The organism is Wolbachia endosymbiont (group A) of Volucella bombylans, assembly GCF_964026965.1.
GTDB classification, from domain to species: domain Bacteria; phylum Pseudomonadota; class Alphaproteobacteria; order Rickettsiales; family Anaplasmataceae; genus Wolbachia; species Wolbachia pipientis.
In genome coordinates this window covers 894,554-914,787 of sequence record NZ_OZ034717.1, presented here as the reverse complement: position 1 = coordinate 914,787, position 20,234 = coordinate 894,554, and the positions used below count along the sequence as shown (strand labels likewise).

The following is a 20,234-nucleotide window of genomic DNA, read 5'->3' as shown; positions in this document are numbered from 1 at the left end:
AATAAGTTATTTTTTAGTAAAAAAGGCAGCTCATGAGTATTAAAATTGCACCTTCTATACTTTCAGCAGACTTTGCAAAATTAGGAGAAGAAGTAAGAAAAATTAGCGATTTAGGTGTAGATTACATACACATAGACGTTATGGATGGGAATTTCGTTCCAAATATTACAATTGGTTCTAGCGTTGTCTCTGCAATACGTAAATACAGCAATCTTCCTTTTGATGTGCATTTAATGGTCAAATCTCCTGGTAACCACATTGAAAGCTTTATAAATGCTGGTGCTGATATTATTACTGTACATGCAGAAGCAGAGATACACCTTGAGAGGTTGATAAGAAAGATAAAGTCATACAAAAATGTAAACGACGCAAAAAAACCGATTCAAGCTGGAGTCTCAATTGTTCCTTCAACTTCCCCAAGTGTGCTTGAATATATAATACATGAGCTAGATATTGTGCTGATTATGACAGTCAACCCTGGCTTTGGAGGGCAGGAATTTATTCATTCACAGTTGAACAAGATATCTACTATAAAAAAAATGATACAAGAGCGTAACCTTAAAACACAAATTTCAGTAGATGGTGGAATTAACTCTTTTAACGCAGCTGATATAATAAAAGCAGGTGCAGATATTTTAGTTGCGGGATCGGCGATATTCAAGGCTGAAGATATTAAGAAGGCCGTAAATGATCTTAAAAATCCATCGTTGTGACCCTATATAGCTAAAGTGGCTTAGGTTTACCTACAATTTGAAAAACAACAAATTCGTCATTCCGCTACTCGTTAGCGGAATCTATGCTGAGATACCGTGGCGGTATGACGTAGAAAAACCTTTCTTGGGTTGTATCCGTTCAGCTAAGCGGTGTGAGAGATGATAGATAAGAGGTTTTGGAAAGGATTGAGACCCCTTTGTTTCCATGTCAAGTATAATGAAATTATCCGTTCAAGGAATGCATTTCCCCGCTTCGATTGGGTAAAATATGAATTTTTGCGATAAACGACATAATGCCGTATCTGCTGTTCAGCATGGTTGTTTGTCAGCGGAATGTTTTCTGGGTCATCTAAAAAATTCCACATTATTCTTTCAGATTTCAAAATATTTTTTGCAACTCGAGAAGCTCCAATTGCTTCAGGTAAACGGCTTCAAGTAATACCTTGTACGTTTTCGCAATTTTCTGGCACGTCTGGTAAATCTAAAAACATCTATCTCATTTTTTAGCAAGGCCTTTTTTAGTGCAAATAATTCAGTGGCTACGTTTCTTAAGTAACAGCCCAGAACTTTAACTTCAACTATGTGCTAATCTTTCAAAATCTCTTGATAAATGTGCCCAACAGATTTGCCTGTTCTTATCGGCAAAGTAGTTGTATGCTGCGTACCTGTCGTAAGCTATTGCGATTGCAGAACTTACTATTTTGTAAAACCTTCATTCCTCTTGACTCTGTCAATTTTATAAAACTTGCTGTATTACTGGCAAACATCCAGCACCAACCAAGTTTACCTTTGTTATAATGGCTCGTTTCATCGATATGCAGAACTTCACTTTTACTTACTTCTTGCTCGATTTGCTCATATGCTTCTTGGCATTTTTCTGCAACTCTAGCCTCGCTATTTGACACGCTACCAACACTGATGTCCAGGTTGAAAATATTTTTTATAATATTTGCTACTTCTCTTTTCGAGTTCTTGTAAAATCCGCTCAGCGCCGCGATTGTTGACTTAACTTTTGGACCAAATGTATCCGCAGTAACACCTTCTAGTAGCCTGCTACTTTTTCTTTTTCCACACTTGCAACAGCGGCCATTCTGTAATTGGTATTCCACAACATAAGGCTTAATTTCTGGCAAATCAACTTTTTGATGAATGTATGGCTCTTTCGATATCGCAATTTCTCCTCCGCACTCGCAAGAACTCTATTTTCACCACTTCATCTGCTTCCATTTTAGGGCGATACTTTCCTTCATGCCCAATCTGTGCCCCTATTTTCCTGTCACTTTTTTTCTTTTTCTTCTTTAGCTTGTATAACTCTTTTGAGCTCGGTATCGATGAATTTTGTGAATTCAGACCTAGTCTTTCTTTCAATTCAGCATTTTCGATTCTTAGCGCCTTATTCTCAGATCTAAAATTTTCGTTTTCTATCTCTAACCTCTTTATCTCTGCTTTTAGTTGCTCTATCTCTATTTTAAAGCTTTCACAGAGCTTGAGAAGACTAGCTAGTAGATCAGACATATTTACCACACATACTACTTGTGATATTATGTTTTTAGCACTCCTTGTCTACTTTTTATTTTACCGCTCCGCTGAACGGATACCTTTTTTTTACTGTTTGAGTATGTAAGGATTATGACGACCTATCCCAAACCTCAACTATATCCTCACTAAACTCTATTATCTTTGTTTTTTTAAACTGATAACAGTTGTTAATGAATTGAATCCCTAAATCTCCTACAAAAGGAGTGGCATCATTGCCTAAAATTTTACCACTGCGGCATATTATCAACCTGTCGATTAAATTACACTTTAATAGTTCTGTGATTAACACTCCTCCACCTTCAACTAATAATCTTGTTATACCAATTTCTGAAACAAGTTTTAATGCCATGTCCTTTAGGCAAACCTTACCTGCGTTGCTTGAATTAACTACTAAGTAGTTAATGTTTTTTATTTTTTTCTCTACTTCTTTATTTGTGATGACCCAAGTTATTACTTTGTCTGCAGTCTTTGCAATGTTATGCTCTTCCTTTAATCTCCCTTGGCTATCTATAATTAGCCTTATTGGCGATCTACTTCCAAGTCCTGGTAATCTGCAAGTTAAGAGTGGATCATCATTAATAAGAGTATTGCTGCCAATCATAATTGCATCATATTTTGCTCTAAGCTCATGCACCCAATTTCTCGTATTTTCACTTGTTATCCATTTGCTATCGCCTGTAAATGTTGCGATTTTTCCGTCAAGAGTTGTTGCGACTTTGCAAGCTATAAATGGTCTATGTAATTCTTTAGTGGTGAAAAAACCGACATTCAGTTCTTTTGCCTCTTTTTGCATAATACCTTGCTCAACTTCAATTCCTGCTTCTTTCAGAGCTTTCATGCCTCTGCCTGAAACTCTACTATCTGGGTCAATAGTTGCAATTACTACTCTTTTTATGCTAGCTTTTATGATTTTTGCAGTGCAAGGCCCCGTGACTCCGTGATGACAACATGGCTCAAGAGTGATATATATAGTTGCGCCATGAGTTGAATCTTTAGCGTTTTGCAAAGCGACTACCTCCGCATGCGGACGCCCACCAATCCCTGTATATCCCTCACTAACAATTGTACCATCTTTTACAATAACACACCCGACAGCAGGATTTGGTGCAACATTTCCAAGATTTTTTTCTGCAAGCCTTAATGCAATTGACATGAAATGATCATCAGTCATTAGAAAGAAGTCATTTCGTATGAGGTATCAAAAATTCTTCTGTGCTCGTGTATAGCAAATCTATCTGTCATACCTGAGATATAGTCACATATTATTACTGAACGCTGAGATTCACAAGCGAGTTTGCTCCACTCTGTGGGAAGTAATCCTGGGTTTTCATAAAAACATTGAAAGAGTTCCTGTATTATGCGTTTTGCTTTGTTCATCGTTCTACTCAGTTTATAGCTTCTGTATATTTTCTCCATGTTGAATCTTTTCATTTCTTTTGTAGCATTCGCAACTTCTGGTGAAAATGTGACTAGCATTTTATTTAGACTTCTTACGTCTTCTACGCTTTTTATTTTGTGATCTTCAATATTTCTTTCAGTCTGAGAAACAACATCACTTATCATAGTTCCTATAGTTCCACTCAGTGATTCATGTATGAGTTTGCTCTGAGGCAATTCTGAATATCTGCTCCTTATGTCTTTAAACATTTTTTCAATTAAAGGAACATTCAGCAAATCTTCGATGGTTACTAAATTCGCCCTGAGTGCATCATCAAGATCGTGAACACTGTAAGCAATATCATCGGCAATTGAAGCAACTTGAGCTTCAATGCTTGAAAATTCTTCAAGTTTTAGATCATATTTTTTGTTGTATTCTAATAACAGCTGATTACTTGTAGAAGACTCCGCGTTTTGACCAAGCAAGGGACCGTTATGTTTTGCAACTCCTTCAATCACCTCCCAACTTAGATTCATACCATCAAAATCAGCATGTTTTTGTTCAAGATAAGTTAAAATCCTTATAGCTTGAACATTATGATCAAACTCATACTTCTCGTTATCAAGATTCAAATCTTGAACTGATTTCTTTAGAGCATCTTCACCTGCATGACCAAATGGAGGATGACCAAGATCATGTGCGAGCGCTATGCATTCAGTGATATCCTCATTTAAGCCAAGTCTACGCGCAATGGACCTTGCAATTTGTGCAACTTCAAGGCTATGAGTAAGCCGAGTGCGATAGTAGTCGTGCTCATAATTGATAAAAACTTGTGTTTTGTACTCCAACTTTCTAAACGCATTAGAGTGAATGATACGGTCCCTATCACGCTGAAAGCAGCTGCGATTCTCATCTTCTGGCTCTTTGAAGTATCTCCCTTTTGTTTTGCTTGGAAAACATGCATAATTTAATAGAAAATTATTGTTTGACATGTAAAATTTCTACTATAATAAGTTATCAATAATAAACGGTGGTTACTATGTCAACAAATTACAACATCAACTTAACTGATAATGCACTAAAAAAAATCCACTCTCTTGCAGAGCAGGAAGGGGATAAGAGTTCCATTTTACGGGTTGCAGTTTCAGGTGGTGGATGTTCTGGCTTCAAATACAATTTTCTTATGGATCAAATGAATAAAAATCTATCTTTGGATGATGAAGACGATGATTACGATGATGAGTTTGATGACGAAGATGAAGATGATGAAGAAAGCGAAGACTATAGAAGCCACTCCAGTTTTAGCGAAAAAGGTAAAGATATAGTAATTAATGATGAAAATGGCAATCCTGTATTAATGGTTGATAATTGTTCAGCAAAATTTTTAAATAACTCAGTTATAGATTATACTGAGGATCTCAGTGGTTCTGGTTTTCAAATAAAGAATGCCTTTGCTAAATCCCAGTGTGGTTGTGGCAACAGCTTCTCAGTTTAGTCAAAAATTTGATGTCATCCCAGTGTCAAGCACTGGGATGACACTCTTCTCTGGTGGAGGGTGCTCTCAAGTCACAACGTTCATATAGTTGTATACTTGACACTGAGGTTTATTCTTCTATTTCTTTTTTACTGGTCATGCACTATCATTTGCTATGCAAGCACAACATTTGTATGGTTATAGGTCTTTTAAACATGGGTGGTAATGTAGCACTAGAACTAACTTCTGTAGATAAAAGCTTCAAGGACAATTCTGTTGTTGTAAAGGATATCAACTTAAGTGTTACAAGAGGGCAAGTAGTAGCGCTGATTGGCAATTCAGGTGCAGGGAAAACAACTATATTGCAAATCGCAGGCTTATTGGATAAGCCAACTTCAGGTATAGTTACGATAGATGGAATAAATTGCACACAAGCCAGTAATAAGCATAAAACTCATGTAAGAAGAAATTTTCTTAGTTTTGTTTATCAATTTCACTATTTGTTACAAGAGTTATCGGTGTTGGAAAATATTATGCTTCCTCAACTCATTGCAGGAAAAAGCAAAGCTGAAGCAAAAAAAAATTCGCAAGCAATGTTGGAAAAATTTGGTCTGGAAAACAAAGCAAGTAGCATGGTATCTGAAGTTTCGGGTGGGGAAAGGCAGAGAGTTGCAATTGCAAGAAGCATTGTAAATTCTCCAAAGCTTTTACTTGCAGATGAGCCAACAGGAAACTTAGATCCAACAAATTCTTTTAACGTGTTTTTACTGCTACATTCATACGTAAAGGAAAATAACAGCTCTATGCTTATAGTAACACACAATCATCTCCTTGCAGAAAAGGCAGACTGCATTTTCCAATTGAGAGATCGATCATTAGTGAAGTTGTGAATAGGAAAAATAGCACAATTTCTATGCCTTATACTTATCTAACCAATGATCATTAACAGAGTACAACTCGCATGAAATGCTTTCATTGCTTTTTATACACGGACTTTTTAACTTACGCTGTTTACTTAGGGAACACCCCGATAACATAAACACAGCTAAAACAAAAAATAATAGCTTTTTAAACATAACAAAACCTTTTCATTTATATTACTACACTCATTTCTCTTGTTTGTAAAGATTAGGCATATTCTTTTACCCTTACCTCTTTTTTGACCTTTTGAAAAGAAATAGTTGCACTATTCAAGCGCAGTTTTATATAATTGTCCACGATTTGAGTCACTTCCTCTTCTTTATCCTTTAGAAAGTGATTAGTATCATCTATTATATGGTATTTCATGTGATCACTTCTTACTGAATTTATCAACCTTTTTGCTAATTCTGTTACATCGCTTTCTTCTGAGATTGTATCATTACTGCTTTGTATTATAAGCCCAGAAACTGGACAGGGAGAAAGAAAAGAAAAATCGTACTTAGTTACCGGAAGAGAAAGAGCAATAAAACCCACTATCTCAGGGCGGCGCATTGTTAGCTGCGTAGCCACCCATGCTCCAAAAGAAAAACCAGCGATCCAAATTGGAACATTGCTAGGATTATGTTCCTGAAGCCAATCAATGGCTACCGCAGCGTCAGTTAATTCTCCTATACCCTTATCAAAAGTTCCGGTAGATTTTCCCACACCACGAAAGTTAATTTTCAATGCAGAAAAATTGTTATCGATAAAAGACGTATATGTACTATGTACAATTTTACTATCCATATTACCACCATATTGAGGATGATGATGTAAAACCAGCACAACCGGCGCGTTGGCATCTTTGCTTTGGTGGTATTCACCTTCTATCTTTCTTGTTGCATTATTTAAAAAAACTTCAACCATGATAACTCCTAATAAGAACCTGCTTGACAGGTATTGATGACGTGAGTTATTAATTATGTATTAATTTCGCTGTTTTTGCAATAAATTTTTTATCGTGTTAAAGCTAACGTACATAGTTATGGCTATAGTTGATGGTAAACTTATTTAAGTGACAGATGAATCCATTCTCTTTAGAAAATAGTGGTTGCGTATATGCTGATTACAATGCAACTGCTCCAATTAGTGAAAATGTAAAAAAAAGTATATTTGAGGTCTTGTCAAAACAAACGCTCAATCCATCATCACTACATAAGAGAGGACAAGAAGCGAGGAAGATTCTTCAGGATGCAAGAGATAACGTACGTGGTGCTATTGGCGTTTCAAGTGATAAAGAAATAGTTTTTACGTCTGGTGCAACTGAAGCGAATAACCTTGTTATGAGAGGAATAGCAGGCTACCTGCATATAATTTCAGCTATAGAGCATCCTTCAATTCTTAATTCTGCATGTAATCCATATATAATACCTGTTAATCAGGAGGGCATTGTTGACTTTTTAGAGCTAGAAAAAATTCTAAGCGAACTTAAAGGAAACAAAGCAATAGTTTCAGTTATGATGGCAAATAACGAAACCGGAGTTATTCAACCTATTGAGGAAATAGCTAAAATAGTACACAAGTTTGGAGCAATTTGCCACACTGACACTGCTCAAAGTGTTGGGAAAATTAAAGTTAATATGGAAGATTTAGGAGTGGATTTACTCACTTTATCCGCCCATAAATTTGGCGGTGTAGCAGGCAGTGGAGTTTTAATATTCAATAAAGAACTTGCGATAGAACCTATTATAATAGGTGGTGGACAAGAGAAGGGATTTCGTGGTGGTACGGAAAATATTGTTGCGATTGCAGGCCTTTCTGCTGCACTGCAAAATATTCCAGACCTTCTATCAAAAATGGATGAAGTAAAGGAGCTACGTGATCAATTAGAGTGTGAATTATTAAATCTTGCCAGTGACATAAGAATCTTCGGTAAAAACTCTAAGAGGCTGCCAAACACAAGTTTTATTTATATGCCAGGAGTAAAGAGTGATGTGCAGCTTATGCATTTTGACTTGAATCATATTGCAGTTAGTAATGGCTCCGCATGTTCTTCTGGAAAAGTTGAGCCTTCCCATGTTTTGCTTGCAATGGGGGCAACAAAAGAGCAAGCAGAGTGTTCAATTAGAATCAGTATAGGTCCAGAAACTAAACCACAAGACATAAAAAAAATAGTGGATTGTTGGTATAATATCTACAAGCAGAACTCCTTGGTATAGATAATACGTGATATCATGCAGGGAGCTATAAATTAGATGTAAAAAATTCCTTTACAAGTTTCGCCAGCCCCCTTATCATAACAGTGAAGCTATTTATTTATCTTCGCAATCTGTGCAGGTTAATGACAAAAAACTTAGGGTATTTGGCGTCTCATGTTTAATTTTTCGCACTACGTGCATCGCATGTCTTTAAAAATTTTTAGGTTTTTACCTATATAAGCCGAAACGCGCTTACAAAGCGTTTAAGACAGCAAAAAACGTCAAATTGACAAGGGAGAATTTGAATACTAGCTATCCTAGGGTTTCTTTGCCTTTTTTCCTGCTTGGTAAATTTCTTAAACACTTGCGGTGTAGGTTAGTTGCAAGTTAAAAGCAGCTAAATCGCTCTTAATCAAGCGTTTTAGAATAAAAAAAACGCCGATATTTTAGTACATAGTAAATAGCCAACCACCACGGGGCTTCTTTTGCCTTTTTTTTCGTTTGGTAAATTTCTTAATATTTGTAGCTAAACGACAACCGTCATCCCGCTGCTTGTTAGCGGGATCTAGAGATACCGCGAATGAATCGCGGTATGACGTAGGACTGCTGTCATTCCAGTCTGGAATCCAAAAAAAAGGATGATGTCATCCCAGTGCCCTGACTACTTGGATCCAGGAATTTTATTAAGTTGGTGAGCATAAAAATAGCTGTTTTACGTTAAAATACAATGTTTTGATGATTATGGAAAGGCTGGATTCCAGTGCCAAGCACTGGAATGACATCCTCCCTTATGGAAATTGCTCTCAAATCACAATGTTCGTACAGCTATGGAATGAATCGCGGTATGACGGTTATCAGTAAACATGAATTACTTTAGCTATGCAATCAGGCTTCCTAAAAACACTTTGTAGCCAATCAATTCTTGAGTATAAAAAAAATTCCTTTAATAATAAGGTATGCTAATCAGGAATTTAATAAAACAAGCAACTCAAGTAGGAAGCAGTGAAAATGCAATACGGTATGTCGAATATCTCTATCAATTTGAGAAGTTTAGAAACACATTAAACCTCACTTTATCACTAATAAAGCAAAATAGGCTCTCATTTGAAATATACCAAGAGGGATTAGTGGATATGGAAGAGGGAGTGTGTAAGACAATCAGGTCTTCCAGTGTAAATAGATATGTTATTGTACTGAGGAAGTCAAACCCATACATTATAGTGCATGAACTTTCACACATGGTTGAAAATGAACTGAACTTAAATTTGGAGCAGGAATTCCTCCATAAAGTTTACCAGGATATTGAGCAGAACCTAAAGCAAGCAAATATTCTTGTGCAGAAAATTATCGGCCAAGTTATATTTAAGGAGATACAGGCTTATCAAACTGCAAAATCACGTGCATCTGAATTATTTGCACGCTATTTTGAGCTATTTGCTTGGGCGCAGGAGGTTTACCCTAAAGATAAAGAATACTTAATCCGCACTCAAGACTTAAACAAAGTGTTCCTTGCTACTGGCCAATGGAAAAAGAGCTACCTTGATTCACAAATGATGGAGAGAATAGATAAGGAAATCAAGGAATACAGCAATAAAACTGCCACTAAAGACGTAACCAAAGTGCAAAGCAGTTGGACTAATAAATTTTCTCCTGGGGGCAAAAAAATTAGCTCTATATTTGGAGATGATGATTAGCTTATAGTGCAGGCCAGACGTCATACCGCCGAGAATCGTCATACCGCGATTCATTCCACAACTGTACGAACGTTGTAGTTTGGGAGCAATTCCTACCAGTGGGGTGGGCTTTGTTGCATAGCAACTGAAAAATCTGGTGGCTACTGACAAAATTCATTATAAAATAGCCATTTAACCTTGAAAGAAAAAATATGCCACAAAAAATGAGGGTCAGTAACCATAGTGAATATAACAAATTTCTAGAAAAAAGAGGAAATATTTTTCATTATATCAACGAAGCCATAGAAAAGTGGTACGAGAATGGTCCAAAAATACCAGGTGGCAACAATATTTATAGCGATAAAGTTGTAATTTTGGTGCACATAATAACTTGTTTATTTAGAATAGGCCTGAGGCAAACAGTTGAGTTTATAGCAGGATACCTTGAGCAAATTGGGAAAAATTTGCAAGTTATCAGCTATTCACAATCATCAAGAAGGTTTAAGAAACTCAATATTAAGATCAATGATTGCAGAATTGATAAAAATAATATGGAAGATATCGAAATTGCTATAGACAGTACAGGAATTAGTATATACAACAACACTCCTGGTCATAGCAAAGAAAATAGCGAAGATAGAAAGTATCGCAGCTATGAACAGACAAGAAAATTGCATGTAATGTTGAATACAAACAGCAAAAAAGCCATAGCTGTAAAATACAGTAACGGTCTGATCACTATGGAGCTTGTGATTTGCTAAAAGAAGTCGATTTTCAGTATGTCATAAAAGTACTATATGCAGATAGGGCATATGACAGAGAAAAGCTCTATAAGCTGTGTAATCAATATGGTATAAAAACGAAAATTCCTCCGAAAAACAACGCAGCAGAGCATCCAAAATTGGATTATATGCTTGATAGAAATGCCGCTATTCAGTTAATGAAATTACATGGTGAGAATGGTATAAAAAGATGGAAAGAAGAAGTAAATTACGGAAAAAGATCGTATATTGAAGGATTTTTCTCAAGGTTGAAGCGAATATTTGGGTTTAGTTTTAGGAGCAAATCTGAAATTAATCGTGAGAAGGAACTGCTACTCAAGTGTTATTTGCTTAACAAATTTACTGAAATAGGCATGGCTAAGTTTGAGATAGCTTCATGAATTTATTGTACGTTACCTACTATCCGAAGAGCGATGCAACAAAGCCCACTGGGATCCAGGTTGCTCACAAGCAAACTAGCATAGAAAGTGGTTACAACATTTCCGATGAGATTGCAGAAAGGCTGGATCCCAGTGGGCTTTGTTGCATCGCTAGCTATGATGGATTAAAGATAAAAAAGATAGGGAATATCAGTAGCTTATTATTCTGGTATTTATAACAAGAACGGTCAGTGAATACCTAAATTTGAGTAAAAGAAATTTCACTACCACTCACTAATCTGGCTAAAATTCAAGAATTTCAATGCTTTAGCTATTTTCAATAGAATTAAATTTATTAATATAAATAACAAATTACTATTCTTAAATTTGATCAGATTGATTGCAAAAAAACAAGATTTTCAATAGGTTGCTTATAATCCTAACTATAGTTAGCCTTTCATAAGTAGCGATGCAACAAAGCCATCCCAGTGTCAAGCACTGGGATGACACCCTCCTAGTAGAAACGCTTTTGTAATTGCAACATTCGTGCAATCTTTAGCCATAAACATTAAGAAATTTACCAAATAAAAAAAAAGGCAAAAGAAGCCCCGTGGTGGTTGGCTATTTACTATGTACTAAAATATCGGCGTTTTTTTTATTCTAAAACGCTTGATTAAGAGCGATTTAGCTGCTTTTAACTTGCAACTAACCTACACCGCAAGTGTTTAAGAAATTTACTAAGCAGGAAAAAAGGCAAAGAAACCCCGTAGTAGCTAGCATTCAAATTCTCCCTTGTCAATTTGACGTTTTTTGCTGTCTTAAACGCTTTGTAAGCGCGTTTCGGCTTATATAGGTAAAAACCTAAAAATTTTTAAAGACATGCGATGCACGTAGTGCGAAAAATTAAACATGAGACGCCAAATACCCTAAGTTTTTTGTCATTAACCTGCACAGATTGCGAAGATAAATAAATAGCTTCAGTTTCATGATAAGAGGGCTGGCGGAGTTTGTCAAGTAAGTTTTTTCGTTTCTGTGACCAGTTGGACTTAAAGTCTACACAAAAAACGTTTACAACCAACGTTCAACATGGTAAATTAAAAACGGTTTATTCCTCGGTAGCTCAGTGGTAGAGCAGTTGGCTGTTAACCAATTGGTCGCTGGTTCGAATCCGGCCCGGGGAGCGTTTCTCTGTGAAATTCTAGTGTTGATTTTATATGAACATTAAATCAGTGGTTTTATGTATACTAGATGGCTGGGGAAATGGAATAGAGAATAATAAATACAACGCTATCAGCAACGCAAATCCACCCTGTTGGCAATATATTAGCTCTAATTATCCAAAATGCAGTTTATCCGCCTGTGGAGCTGATGTGGGGTTACCTGGTGGTCAAATAGGTAATTCAGAAGTTGGCCATATGAATATTGGCAGTGGTAGAGTAGTAATGCAAAGCCTTCAGCGCATTAATCAAGAGATTGGAACAATAGAAAACAATGCAAATCTACAAAGTTTTATTAGTAATCTAAAAAGTAAGAACGGAGTATGCCATATAATGGGATTAGTGTCAGATGGCGGTGTTCATTCGCATCAAAAGCATATTTCAACTTTAGCAAATAAAATATCACAGCATGGAATAAAAGTGGTGATACATGCATTTTTAGATGGCAGAGACACATTGCCAAATTCAGGAAAAAAATGCATTCAAGAATTTACAAAGAGTATAAAGGGAAATGACACAAGAATTGCTACTGTTTCTGGGCGTTACTATGCTATGGACCGTGACAACAGGTGGAAGAGAACAATCGAAGCTTATGAGGCTATCGCATTTGCAAAGGCACCTTGTCATGATAATGCAGTATCGTTGATTGAGAATAACTATCAAAATAACATAACTGATGAGTTTATCAGGCCCGCAGTAATAGGTGATTATCAAGGTATAAAACCAGAAGATGGAGTGCTGTTGGCTAACTTTCGTGCTGATCGAATGATACAATTAGCAAGTATTTTGCTTGGCAAAACAGATTACGCTAAGGTAGCAAAATTCTCTTCAATTTTAAGTATGATGAAGTATAAAGAAGATCTCAAAATTCCTTATATTTTTCCTCCTACTTCTTTCGCTGATACTCTAGGACAAACAATAGAAGACAATAAATTACGACAATTACGTATCGCCGAAACCGAGAAATACGCTCATGTGACTTTCTTTTTCAATTGTGGAAAAGAAGAACCTTTCTCTGGTGAAGAAAGAATACTCATTCCCTCACCAAAAGTTCAAACTTACGATTTGCAGCCCGAAATGTCAGCCTTCGAGCTCACAGAAAAGCTTGTAGAAAAAATTCACTCCCAAGAATTCGCACTGATAGTTGTAAATTACGCTAATCCTGATATGGTAGGGCATACAGGTAATATAAAAGCAGCCGAGAAAGCTGTGCTAGCTGTAGATGATTGTCTTGCGAAAGTGCTGAATGCTGTTAAAAAGTCAAGCAACACCGCATTAATTGTTACTGCAGACCATGGTAACGTGGAATGTATGTTCGATGAAGAAAATAATACACCTCATACAGCACACACTCTAAATAAAGTGCCATTTATTGTGTCTTGCGATAATCTAAAACTAAGAGACGGAAGGTTATCTGACATTGCCCCTACTATTTTACAGCTACTTGGAATTAAAAAACCAAACGAAATGACAGGCAGTTCGTTGATTTCTTGCATTACCCTCTGTCATTCCAGCTAGGCAGCGTTATGCACCGGAATGACATCAAATAGATGTGTTTTAACTTAATCCAACTTTTAAATTTTTCGCTGTTAGTAATAATGATTCATTAAAGAAGCTGTCAATATCACCAATACTATCTATATTTTTTGTACTGATAGATTGGTCAATTCTTTTGACCAAATTAGATAAAACTTTATTAGGGCCAATTTCAACAAATTTGTTAATGCCACGGCTTGACATATACAAAACCATTTCTCTCCATTTCACTCTGCTTACAACTTGCTTGGCGAGTAAAGTTTTTATAACTTTGGGATCACTCTCCTCTTTAGCTGTAACATTTGATATCAAAGGAACTATAGGACGGGTTATTTTAATACCCTTCAAAAACTCCAAAACTTTTTCATCAGCAGGTTTCATAAGAGATGAATGAAAAGGCCCACTAACCTGTAATTTAATTAGTTTCCTCACACTCGAGTTTTTGAATAAATCGGGTAACATTTCAAGAGCTTCTCTAGTGCCACTTATAACCACTTGTCCGCCACCGTTATCGTTTGCAATTTCACAAATTCCGTCAATTTGAACTGATTTCAATATATCTTCCACTTCATTTATCTCTGCTCCAAGCAACGCAACCATTCCGCCTTTACATTTCAGTGAAGCTTCATGCATTGCTTCGCTGCGAACTTTCAGCAGCTTGATTGCAGACTCAAGCGTTAACGCTCCTGCAGCACACAGCGCTGTATATTCGCCAACTGAATGCCCACAAACATATTTAACATTGTGATCAGTGAAAAGAGATTTGCCAAACACATGCTCCATAACACGTAGCATTGCAATTGATACTGCCATTATAGCTGGCTGAGCGTTTTCTGTAATGGTTAATTCTTCAATAGGACCGTTGAAGATTAAATGAGACAGCTTTCTATCCAATATGCTATCTACTTCATTAAATACTTGTCTTGCAACAGAAAACTCACTATATAAGCTCTTTCCCATTCCTACAAACTGAGAGCCCTGACCGGGGAAAGCAAAAATCATGATAGTTATTATTTATTCCTTATTAAATATACTACTTTATTTATTTTTTGTCAATATTTTAGAATAATGATTGACTTAGTGAATTAAGTTCACTAGAATATTAACTGACTAAAAGTTTATAAACAACAATGAATTATCATAAAATTATTATAGTTATGACAGACGGTCAAGAGTTTGAAACTCGTTCCACTTATGGAAAGGAGGGAGATAGGGTAAAACTTGATAGAGATCCTCTTACTCACCCTGCATGGACTGGAAGTTTGACAAGCGGGTTAGCAAGTAAAACTAGCAAATTAGCTAAGTTTAACGATAAATATGGAAGCATTTTCTAATTTTCCTCCTCTTTAAGTTTTAGAGAGTTTACTGAAGCATGCATAAATACAAAAATATAGGCTATGTTGTTTCTCCATCACCAAAATCGCAGGAAGTATCTAAACTATTAAAGAAACTTAATTTTATCAATATAACAGAAGAAAATAAGTCCGAAATTGATCTACTGATAGTTGTTGGCGGTGATGGCTTTATGCTGCGTACCTTGCATAATTACGTTATAGAAAATAAAAACATGCATGTGTATGGGGTAAATACCGGCAATGTTGGGTTTTTGATGAATAAATGCTTTAGCCGCAGTGAAGATTTAATTGATCATATAGAACATGCAACTTCAACTCAGTTAACTTTGCTAAAAATGGAAGCAACAGACACAAGTGGCAAGAGGTATCACTACATAGCGGTAAACGAGGTATATGTTTTTAGAAAAGCAAACCAAATAGTAGAAATGAATATCACTATTAATGATAAGCTAAAAGTAGAAAAATTTAGAGGGGACGGAGTAATATTATCTACTCCCACAGGTAGCACTGCATATAACTTCTCTGCCGGTGGCCCAATCTTGCCGCTAAATTCAAATTTACTTGCATTAACCTCTATCAATAGCTATTACCCAAGGCATTGGAATGGAGCGTTAATATCAAACGATACAATCGTACAAATTGACATTAACGACACAAAAAACCGTCCAGCACTTGTAGTATCAGATTACAAAGAATTTCATGATATATCACAGATAAAAATACAAAAAGACCATGAGAACACAATCACTTTGCTTTTTGACAAAGATTACCCTCTGAATGAAAGAATCTTTGATAGACAATTTCTATACTAATAATTATCCGTAAATTGGTATTTACTATATCTTAATAACTATAGCGTAATCAATGCAGCATAGTAATTAACTTTGGAGTGAATATGCATGGGTCAGTCGAAAAATCAACAGTAAAATTAACTTCTTACGAACAAACAGGTGACAATAGCAAGATAACACTAAAAGATCCACCATCGCCTGAAGAAGCAGGAAATGCTATCTCAAGTGTACTGAATGTAGTACCACGTGTGCAGGGAATGTCACATGAAGAATCAGATGATGAGGAAGTGGATCCTACTTATGCATCTGTAAATCGACAAAAAGATGGTGATGGAGCACCACCGATTTTGCCAAAAGCTCCAGGTTTACAAGACAAAGAAGACAAAAATTTGTTTGGTCTTAGTACTGAAGTACTACCTCCTTCCCTAGAAGAAACAAAAGGTGAGACTCATGATTGGGTATCACAAACAGCAAGTTTAGGTTTAGGAGGATTATCTGGTAATGGATCAGAAGAACATATTTATGCAGCTATAGACCCAAATGCAAAATCTTCGAAAAAGAGTTTAGACAGTGGAATAGGTGGTCAAAACTCAAAAGATGATTTAGGTGCGTCTTCAAATACTTTACCATCGTATAAAAGCAAAGATGACTCTGAAGAGTCTTTGTCACTAAATTCTGATATAGGTAGCACAACAAATAAAAAAACAAACAGATTCTTGCCAAGAGCAAAGTATGCCATGCAGCAGAAGGGTTTTATAATTTTTGGTGCAAGTGCTATTATACTCAGTATATCTGCAGCTTTATTATATTTACAAGATAAAGCAAAATTTATTGCATTTTTTACAAACAGCCCAAAATATATCACTATACCAGTTATCGCACTTGCTGCATTGCTTACAATTGGTCCAATATTTTTTGCAACAAGGCAATTTATAGATACTGAAGAACATTCCATTCAAAAAAAAGATGCGGATAAAATTTTAGCTGAGGTGTTGGAGCACCAGCCAAAAGATAAAGCTATAAAATCTGTAAGACTGGAATATAGCAATGGCACTCATTCAAATTTTGTACTTAATGCTTGGGAAGCTAAACAAGGCTTCACTAACATTGACGAAAAAGTAATTACTAGAACTAATAAAATAAAATCAGTAATTAACGACAGACCAATATTTACTGCATTATTTACTGGTGTAGTTGCTGCAAATATAGCGTTTCCTCTAGGGCTACTTGCAACACATGGTGTTAATGGTGTACAAAAATTTTACCAAAACCCTTTGACTAATAACATAGGATTATCATTACTTATAGGTTCTGGTATACTTGCATTACTCATTGTGGGTTTTGGCATACATTATTATAGAAAAACAAATTGCACTAATCTTATATATTCGCAGGAAAAGATTGACCCTGAAAGCGTTAACAAGAAATTCATTGAAGAAATAAAACACGAAAGAACAAATGTTCTTGGGGAAAACCACGGTAAAGACGCTAAACGCAGCAGCTTAACGCTTGAGCAAGTTGTGGTTCAATCTCATAATTGTAAGGATGTTGTTTATAGTGTCGGTTAATAAAATGCATGATATAGCTAGTGCAGCCCTACGTCATACCGCTGCAGACCGTCATACCGCGATTCATTCGCGGTATCTCTAGATCCCGCTAACACGTAGCGGGATGACGATTGTCAGGGTAGCACCTCCCTCCCCTGTCATCCAAGTAGCTGACTGACCTTACCCAGAAAAAGTGGAGAGAAAGTTTGGAATGTTTTTCACAAAGAGAATGATGAATCAAAATGCTCAGGAATGCAATAGTTAATAGTGACGTTGTTTGTTATAAAAAATTTCTATATATTCAAATATAGCAGTTTTGATATGCTGTTTAGAGTGCCGAGAGGTGTCTATTGGTAACTCCCTTTTTAGAGAACTGAAGAAGCTTTCCACAACAGAATTGTCGTAACAACAACCTTTATGACTCATCTATGTTTTTTATGGATAAGAGATATTGATAACCTTGCAAAGTATATTGTGAACCTTGATCACTATGTAATAGTAGATTTTTGGCAGGTTTACGCTTGTTAACGGCCATTAATAAAGAGTCCATAACCTATTGTTTATTTATTGAACTGCTCATTAACTACCATGCGTGAATATAGATCGATTATTGTTGCCAAATATAGCCATCCTTCTTTGGTTTTTATATAAGTAATCCCATACTTTATTTGGTTGATCGACAATAAAGTTTTGGTCTAATATATTGGGAGCTACTGTCCGTTTGTTGTTTCTTAATTTTAAATTTTCTTCTCAATATAGCCTGAATACCATTTTTCTGCATAATACTTTGCACTGTTTTTAAGTTGCAACTTTTACCCAAAGCCTTTAATTCAGCATGAATTTTAGGAGCTCCATATCTACATTTAGAAGCTTGATATATTTTTTGAATATCTGCTAATAACTCTTTATTTGCTGATTCTCTACTGCTTATTTTCCTTGTAGTCCACTTATAGTAGCCACTAGCAGAAAACCCTACATAATTCCTGCACTTTATAGTGTTTACTATGCTCTTTTATGAAAAAATATTTTACTCTTTTTGACTGGCCAGGGCTTTTTTTAAAATGTCTCTTTCTCTTGTTACTTTTGCTAACTCTTTCTGTAAATCAAATCTCTCTTTGTCATAAGGTGCTACATCTGGAAATGCATTTGCCGCTGACTTTTTTTCGTTATATTTCTTCATCCATTTTCCTAATACACTATCCCTTATTCCTAGATCTCTTGCTACTTTTGCAACTGGTTGACCTACCTTTCTTTGTTCATTTGCCAGCTTAACAGCTTCCAATTTGAATTCTGCCGTATATTCTCTTGCCATTTCTAATCCTCCAAAATTTTATTTTACTCGAAAAAACTCCTTTCTTTCTCTCCACTTTTTCTGGGTAAGGTCAGTCTGTCCAGGTTCCAAGATCGGTGTCAAAAATTGCTCAAACCATCCATTAAAAACATCCATATTACAGTGGCCTTCAAAGGTTAACGGAACAACTATCTTTCTTCCACTTAAGGCTGCAACCATACTGATTCGTTGAGTTTTCTTTCCAGATTTTAAGGCATAAAACCGCTGTCCTTTCTGGCAATATCCGTAGGGGTAGTCTTCGGTGTTATCAATGCCAGACTCATCTATATACACTAAGTTTTTAGGTTCTTTTGTCGCTATAATTTTCAAAAATTCAGCACGTTTTTCTTCGTTTCTTTCCTTGTATCCATATGTCTTTTTTTGCGCGTAAATCCAATTTTTTTAAGGGCTCGATAGATCGTTTGGATACTAACGTTGTTCCAAAGTTTAGCCATTTCCGATAGAGTCTTTCCTCCGTGTTCTCTGGCAAATTTGGCAAAGGTATCCCAGTCGGTAATTTTGTGATTGTAACCCCCATTTCCAAGTTTTTTTGATTGAAAGTCTCCTGTTTCTTTTCTTCTTTGCTGCCACTCCCATAAAGTAGTTCGTCCAATCTTAAATCTTGCTGCCACTGTTTCTCTGCTTTCTCCTTCGTCTAGCGCTTCCATTGCTTTTTTTCTTAAATCATAACTATATGCTGCTGGCATTCAACCTCCTTATCATCATCTACCCTTATCCTATCACATCCGGACTTTTATGGAAAGAGCTATATTTTTATCAATTCTGCAATCATTTATCTTAATATTAAGTTTCTTAAACCTTCTTGATGCTTGTGAATAGCTGATAACTGCCAAATCTCTTCCTATTTGTTGCAAATACCCTTTTATAAACCCGACTGTTTGTCTTAAACCAATTCTAAAGAAACTGACGATTATATGCACCAAAATCACAACTTTATCACTATAAATATAGTTGCCGCCCTGCATTTTTGGACAATTCTCGTACCAATTTTCTATGGCGTCATTGATATAACAAAAAATGCTTCCTCTTTCTTGGAGAAATTTGTTATATTCATGGCAGTTACTGACTCTCATTTTTTGTGGCATATTTTTTCTTCAACAGTTAAATGGCTATTTATAATGAATTTTGTCAGTAACTGCCAGTTCTTTTCACTTGAGCGATGCAACAAAGCCATCCCAGTGTCACGCACTGGGATGACAAGAAGAGGGTACTTGAATAAGAGGCATTGCCCTCCTGGTAGACTCAAATTGCAATGTTCGTGTAGTTATGGATTCATTCGCGGTATCTCATCCGCTAACAAGCAGCGGAATGACGAGGTCTTTCGATAGTAAATCTTACCTATGTTAGCTATACCAAAAAATCAAGAGTAAAAAAGTCGTGTAACTCTATTTATTCATTAATAAAATCTTTGTCTTCTCCTA

General features: G+C 36.0%; 21 protein-coding genes, 1 tRNA gene and 2 pseudogenes. 13 read left to right on the top strand and 11 right to left on the bottom strand.

Annotation, left to right across the window (positions count from 1 at the left end):
- The first annotated feature begins 32 nt into the window (after positions 1-32).
- Positions 33-713 carry a ribulose-phosphate 3-epimerase gene (rpe, locus tag AAGD51_RS04605; protein ID WP_077188290.1) on the top strand — a complete coding sequence of 227 codons (681 nt, stop codon included), beginning with the start codon at positions 33-35 and terminating at the stop codon, positions 711-713.
- A 143-nt stretch (positions 714-856) separates the two neighbouring features.
- Here the strand turns inward: rpe and tnpC are convergent.
- The 3 genes and pseudogenes from tnpC to AAGD51_RS04590 form a co-directional block, all read right to left on the bottom strand.
- A pseudogene (gene tnpC / locus AAGD51_RS04600) lies at positions 857-2,228 on the bottom strand (IS66 family transposase).
- Between the two features lie 112 nt (positions 2,229-2,340).
- Positions 2,341-3,423: a bifunctional diaminohydroxyphosphoribosylaminopyrimidine deaminase/5-amino-6-(5-phosphoribosylamino)uracil reductase RibD gene (gene ribD, locus AAGD51_RS04595; RefSeq protein WP_015589162.1), complete on the bottom strand. Its 1,083-nt coding sequence runs from the start codon at positions 3,421-3,423 to the stop codon at positions 2,341-2,343.
- A complete protein-coding gene (locus tag AAGD51_RS04590; RefSeq protein WP_065106726.1) occupies positions 3,423-4,622 on the bottom strand; it encodes a deoxyguanosinetriphosphate triphosphohydrolase in 1,200 nt (399 codons plus the stop codon). Before AAGD51_RS04590 ends, ribD begins: the two co-directional genes overlap by 1 nt.
- Before the next feature lie 47 nt (positions 4,623-4,669).
- Here AAGD51_RS04590 and AAGD51_RS04585 point away from each other — a divergent pair, with 47 nt between their 5' ends.
- Both AAGD51_RS04585 and AAGD51_RS04580 read left to right on the top strand, forming a co-directional pair.
- Positions 4,670-5,125, top strand: a complete 456-nt coding sequence (locus AAGD51_RS04585; RefSeq protein ID WP_265040754.1) for a HesB/IscA family protein — start codon at positions 4,670-4,672, stop codon at positions 5,123-5,125.
- A 194-nt stretch (positions 5,126-5,319) separates the two neighbouring features.
- Positions 5,320-5,994, top strand: a complete 675-nt coding sequence (locus AAGD51_RS04580) for an ABC transporter ATP-binding protein (RefSeq protein WP_077188294.1) — start codon at positions 5,320-5,322, stop codon at positions 5,992-5,994.
- A 238-nt stretch (positions 5,995-6,232) separates the two neighbouring features.
- On the opposite strand, the gene AAGD51_RS04570 is transcribed toward AAGD51_RS04580, so the two are convergent.
- The gene (locus tag AAGD51_RS04570) at positions 6,233-6,931 is read right to left on the bottom strand and encodes an alpha/beta hydrolase (protein WP_236515110.1); all 699 of its coding nucleotides are present in this window, start codon (positions 6,929-6,931) and stop codon (positions 6,233-6,235) included.
- 155 nt (positions 6,932-7,086) lie between these two features.
- On the opposite strand from AAGD51_RS04570, the gene AAGD51_RS04565 reads away from it, so the two are divergent.
- The 7 genes from AAGD51_RS04565 (at position 7,087) to gpmI (ending at position 13,751) form a co-directional block, all read left to right on the top strand.
- A complete protein-coding gene (locus tag AAGD51_RS04565; RefSeq protein WP_077188296.1) occupies positions 7,087-8,223 on the top strand; it encodes a cysteine desulfurase family protein in 1,137 nt (378 codons plus the stop codon).
- Between the two features lie 935 nt (positions 8,224-9,158).
- The gene (locus tag AAGD51_RS04560) at positions 9,159-9,896 is read left to right on the top strand and encodes a hypothetical protein (RefSeq protein WP_012673220.1); all 738 of its coding nucleotides are present in this window, start codon (positions 9,159-9,161) and stop codon (positions 9,894-9,896) included.
- A gap of 191 nt (positions 9,897-10,087) precedes the next feature.
- A complete protein-coding gene (locus tag AAGD51_RS04555; protein ID WP_341810376.1) occupies positions 10,088-10,636 on the top strand; it encodes a transposase in 549 nt (182 codons plus the stop codon).
- Entirely contained in the window at positions 10,630-11,037 is a 408-nt protein-coding gene (locus AAGD51_RS04550; RefSeq protein ID WP_049973602.1) for a transposase, read from the top strand. The genes AAGD51_RS04555 and AAGD51_RS04550 overlap by 7 nt, the downstream gene beginning before the upstream one ends.
- The gene (locus AAGD51_RS04545; RefSeq protein WP_236514706.1) at positions 11,034-11,255 is read left to right on the top strand and encodes a hypothetical protein; all 222 of its coding nucleotides are present in this window, start codon (positions 11,034-11,036) and stop codon (positions 11,253-11,255) included. The genes AAGD51_RS04550 and AAGD51_RS04545 overlap by 4 nt, the downstream gene beginning before the upstream one ends.
- An 870-nt stretch (positions 11,256-12,125) precedes the next feature.
- Positions 12,126-12,197: transfer RNA gene (locus AAGD51_RS04540), tRNA-Asn, on the top strand.
- A gap of 33 nt (positions 12,198-12,230) precedes the next feature.
- Positions 12,231-13,751, top strand: coding sequence for a 2,3-bisphosphoglycerate-independent phosphoglycerate mutase (gene gpmI, locus AAGD51_RS04535; protein WP_236514705.1), 1,521 nt, complete (start codon positions 12,231-12,233; stop codon positions 13,749-13,751).
- Positions 13,752-13,790: 39 nt separating this feature from the next.
- Here gpmI and fabD read toward each other — a convergent pair whose 3' ends face one another.
- Complete coding sequence (fabD, locus tag AAGD51_RS04530; RefSeq protein ID WP_236514704.1) at positions 13,791-14,771, bottom strand: ACP S-malonyltransferase; 981 nt, start codon at positions 14,769-14,771, stop codon at positions 13,791-13,793.
- Between the two features lie 128 nt (positions 14,772-14,899).
- Between fabD and rpmE the strand changes: the two genes are divergently transcribed.
- The 3 genes from rpmE (at position 14,900) to AAGD51_RS04515 (ending at position 17,483) form a co-directional block, all read left to right on the top strand.
- Positions 14,900-15,103 carry a 50S ribosomal protein L31 gene (rpmE, locus tag AAGD51_RS04525; protein ID WP_007548602.1) on the top strand — a complete coding sequence of 68 codons (204 nt, stop codon included), beginning with the start codon at positions 14,900-14,902 and terminating at the stop codon, positions 15,101-15,103.
- 38 nt (positions 15,104-15,141) lie between these two features.
- Positions 15,142-15,936, top strand: coding sequence for an NAD kinase (locus AAGD51_RS04520; protein ID WP_077188301.1), 795 nt, complete (start codon positions 15,142-15,144; stop codon positions 15,934-15,936).
- 83 nt (positions 15,937-16,019) lie between these two features.
- A complete protein-coding gene (locus AAGD51_RS04515) occupies positions 16,020-17,483 on the top strand; it encodes a hypothetical protein (protein WP_186809127.1) in 1,464 nt (487 codons plus the stop codon).
- Positions 17,484-17,723: 240 nt separating this feature from the next.
- Here the strand turns inward: AAGD51_RS04515 and AAGD51_RS07265 are convergent, their stop codons facing one another.
- From AAGD51_RS07265 to AAGD51_RS04495, 6 genes and pseudogenes are all read right to left on the bottom strand, one after another.
- Positions 17,724-17,888 carry an IS3 family transposase gene (locus AAGD51_RS07265; RefSeq protein WP_081600772.1) on the bottom strand — a complete coding sequence of 55 codons (165 nt, stop codon included), beginning with the start codon at positions 17,886-17,888 and terminating at the stop codon, positions 17,724-17,726.
- 238 nt (positions 17,889-18,126) lie between these two features.
- On the bottom strand, positions 18,127-18,342 hold the full coding sequence (locus tag AAGD51_RS07260) for an IS3 family transposase (protein ID WP_245836010.1): 216 nt from the start codon (positions 18,340-18,342) through the stop codon (positions 18,127-18,129).
- Positions 18,343-18,489: 147 nt separating this feature from the next.
- Positions 18,490-18,774, bottom strand: coding sequence for a transposase (locus AAGD51_RS04510; protein WP_038198869.1), 285 nt, complete (start codon positions 18,772-18,774; stop codon positions 18,490-18,492).
- A 72-nt stretch (positions 18,775-18,846) separates the two neighbouring features.
- A pseudogene (locus AAGD51_RS04505) lies at positions 18,847-19,499 on the bottom strand (IS630 family transposase); the annotation flags it as partial.
- A 33-nt stretch (positions 19,500-19,532) separates the two neighbouring features.
- Positions 19,533-19,898, bottom strand: coding sequence for a transposase (locus AAGD51_RS04500; RefSeq protein ID WP_155969141.1), 366 nt, complete (start codon positions 19,896-19,898; stop codon positions 19,533-19,535).
- Positions 19,883-20,059, bottom strand: coding sequence for a hypothetical protein (locus AAGD51_RS04495; protein ID WP_236514703.1), 177 nt, complete (start codon positions 20,057-20,059; stop codon positions 19,883-19,885). Before AAGD51_RS04495 ends, AAGD51_RS04500 begins: the two co-directional genes overlap by 16 nt.
- Between the last annotated feature and the right edge of the window lie 175 nt (positions 20,060-20,234).

Coding starts and splice junctions, on each gene's coding strand:
- rpe (WP_077188290.1), top strand. CDS start 33: ATGAGTATTAAAATTGCACCTTCTATACTTTCAGCAGACTTTGCAAAA.
- ribD (WP_015589162.1), bottom strand. CDS start 3,423: ATGACTGATGATCATTTCATGTCAATTGCATTAAGGCTTGCAGAAAAA.
- AAGD51_RS04590 (WP_065106726.1), bottom strand. CDS start 4,622: ATGTCAAACAATAATTTTCTATTAAATTATGCATGTTTTCCAAGCAAA.
- AAGD51_RS04585 (WP_265040754.1), top strand. CDS start 4,670: ATGTCAACAAATTACAACATCAACTTAACTGATAATGCACTAAAAAAA.
- AAGD51_RS04580 (WP_077188294.1), top strand. CDS start 5,320: ATGGGTGGTAATGTAGCACTAGAACTAACTTCTGTAGATAAAAGCTTC.
- AAGD51_RS04570 (WP_236515110.1), bottom strand. CDS start 6,931: ATGGTTGAAGTTTTTTTAAATAATGCAACAAGAAAGATAGAAGGTGAA.
- AAGD51_RS04565 (WP_077188296.1), top strand. CDS start 7,087: ATGAATCCATTCTCTTTAGAAAATAGTGGTTGCGTATATGCTGATTAC.
- AAGD51_RS04560 (WP_012673220.1), top strand. CDS start 9,159: ATGCTAATCAGGAATTTAATAAAACAAGCAACTCAAGTAGGAAGCAGT.
- AAGD51_RS04555 (WP_341810376.1), top strand. CDS start 10,088: ATGCCACAAAAAATGAGGGTCAGTAACCATAGTGAATATAACAAATTT.
- AAGD51_RS04545 (WP_236514706.1), top strand. CDS start 11,034: ATGAATTTATTGTACGTTACCTACTATCCGAAGAGCGATGCAACAAAG.
- gpmI (WP_236514705.1), top strand. CDS start 12,231: ATGAACATTAAATCAGTGGTTTTATGTATACTAGATGGCTGGGGAAAT.
- fabD (WP_236514704.1), bottom strand. CDS start 14,771: ATGATTTTTGCTTTCCCCGGTCAGGGCTCTCAGTTTGTAGGAATGGGA.
- rpmE (WP_007548602.1), top strand. CDS start 14,900: ATGAATTATCATAAAATTATTATAGTTATGACAGACGGTCAAGAGTTT.
- AAGD51_RS04520 (WP_077188301.1), top strand. CDS start 15,142: ATGCATAAATACAAAAATATAGGCTATGTTGTTTCTCCATCACCAAAA.
- AAGD51_RS04515 (WP_186809127.1), top strand. CDS start 16,020: ATGCATGGGTCAGTCGAAAAATCAACAGTAAAATTAACTTCTTACGAA.
- AAGD51_RS07265 (WP_081600772.1), bottom strand. CDS start 17,888: ATGAGTCATAAAGGTTGTTGTTACGACAATTCTGTTGTGGAAAGCTTC.
- AAGD51_RS04510 (WP_038198869.1), bottom strand. CDS start 18,774: ATGGCAAGAGAATATACGGCAGAATTCAAATTGGAAGCTGTTAAGCTG.
- AAGD51_RS04500 (WP_155969141.1), bottom strand. CDS start 19,898: ATGCCACAAAAAATGAGAGTCAGTAACTGCCATGAATATAACAAATTT.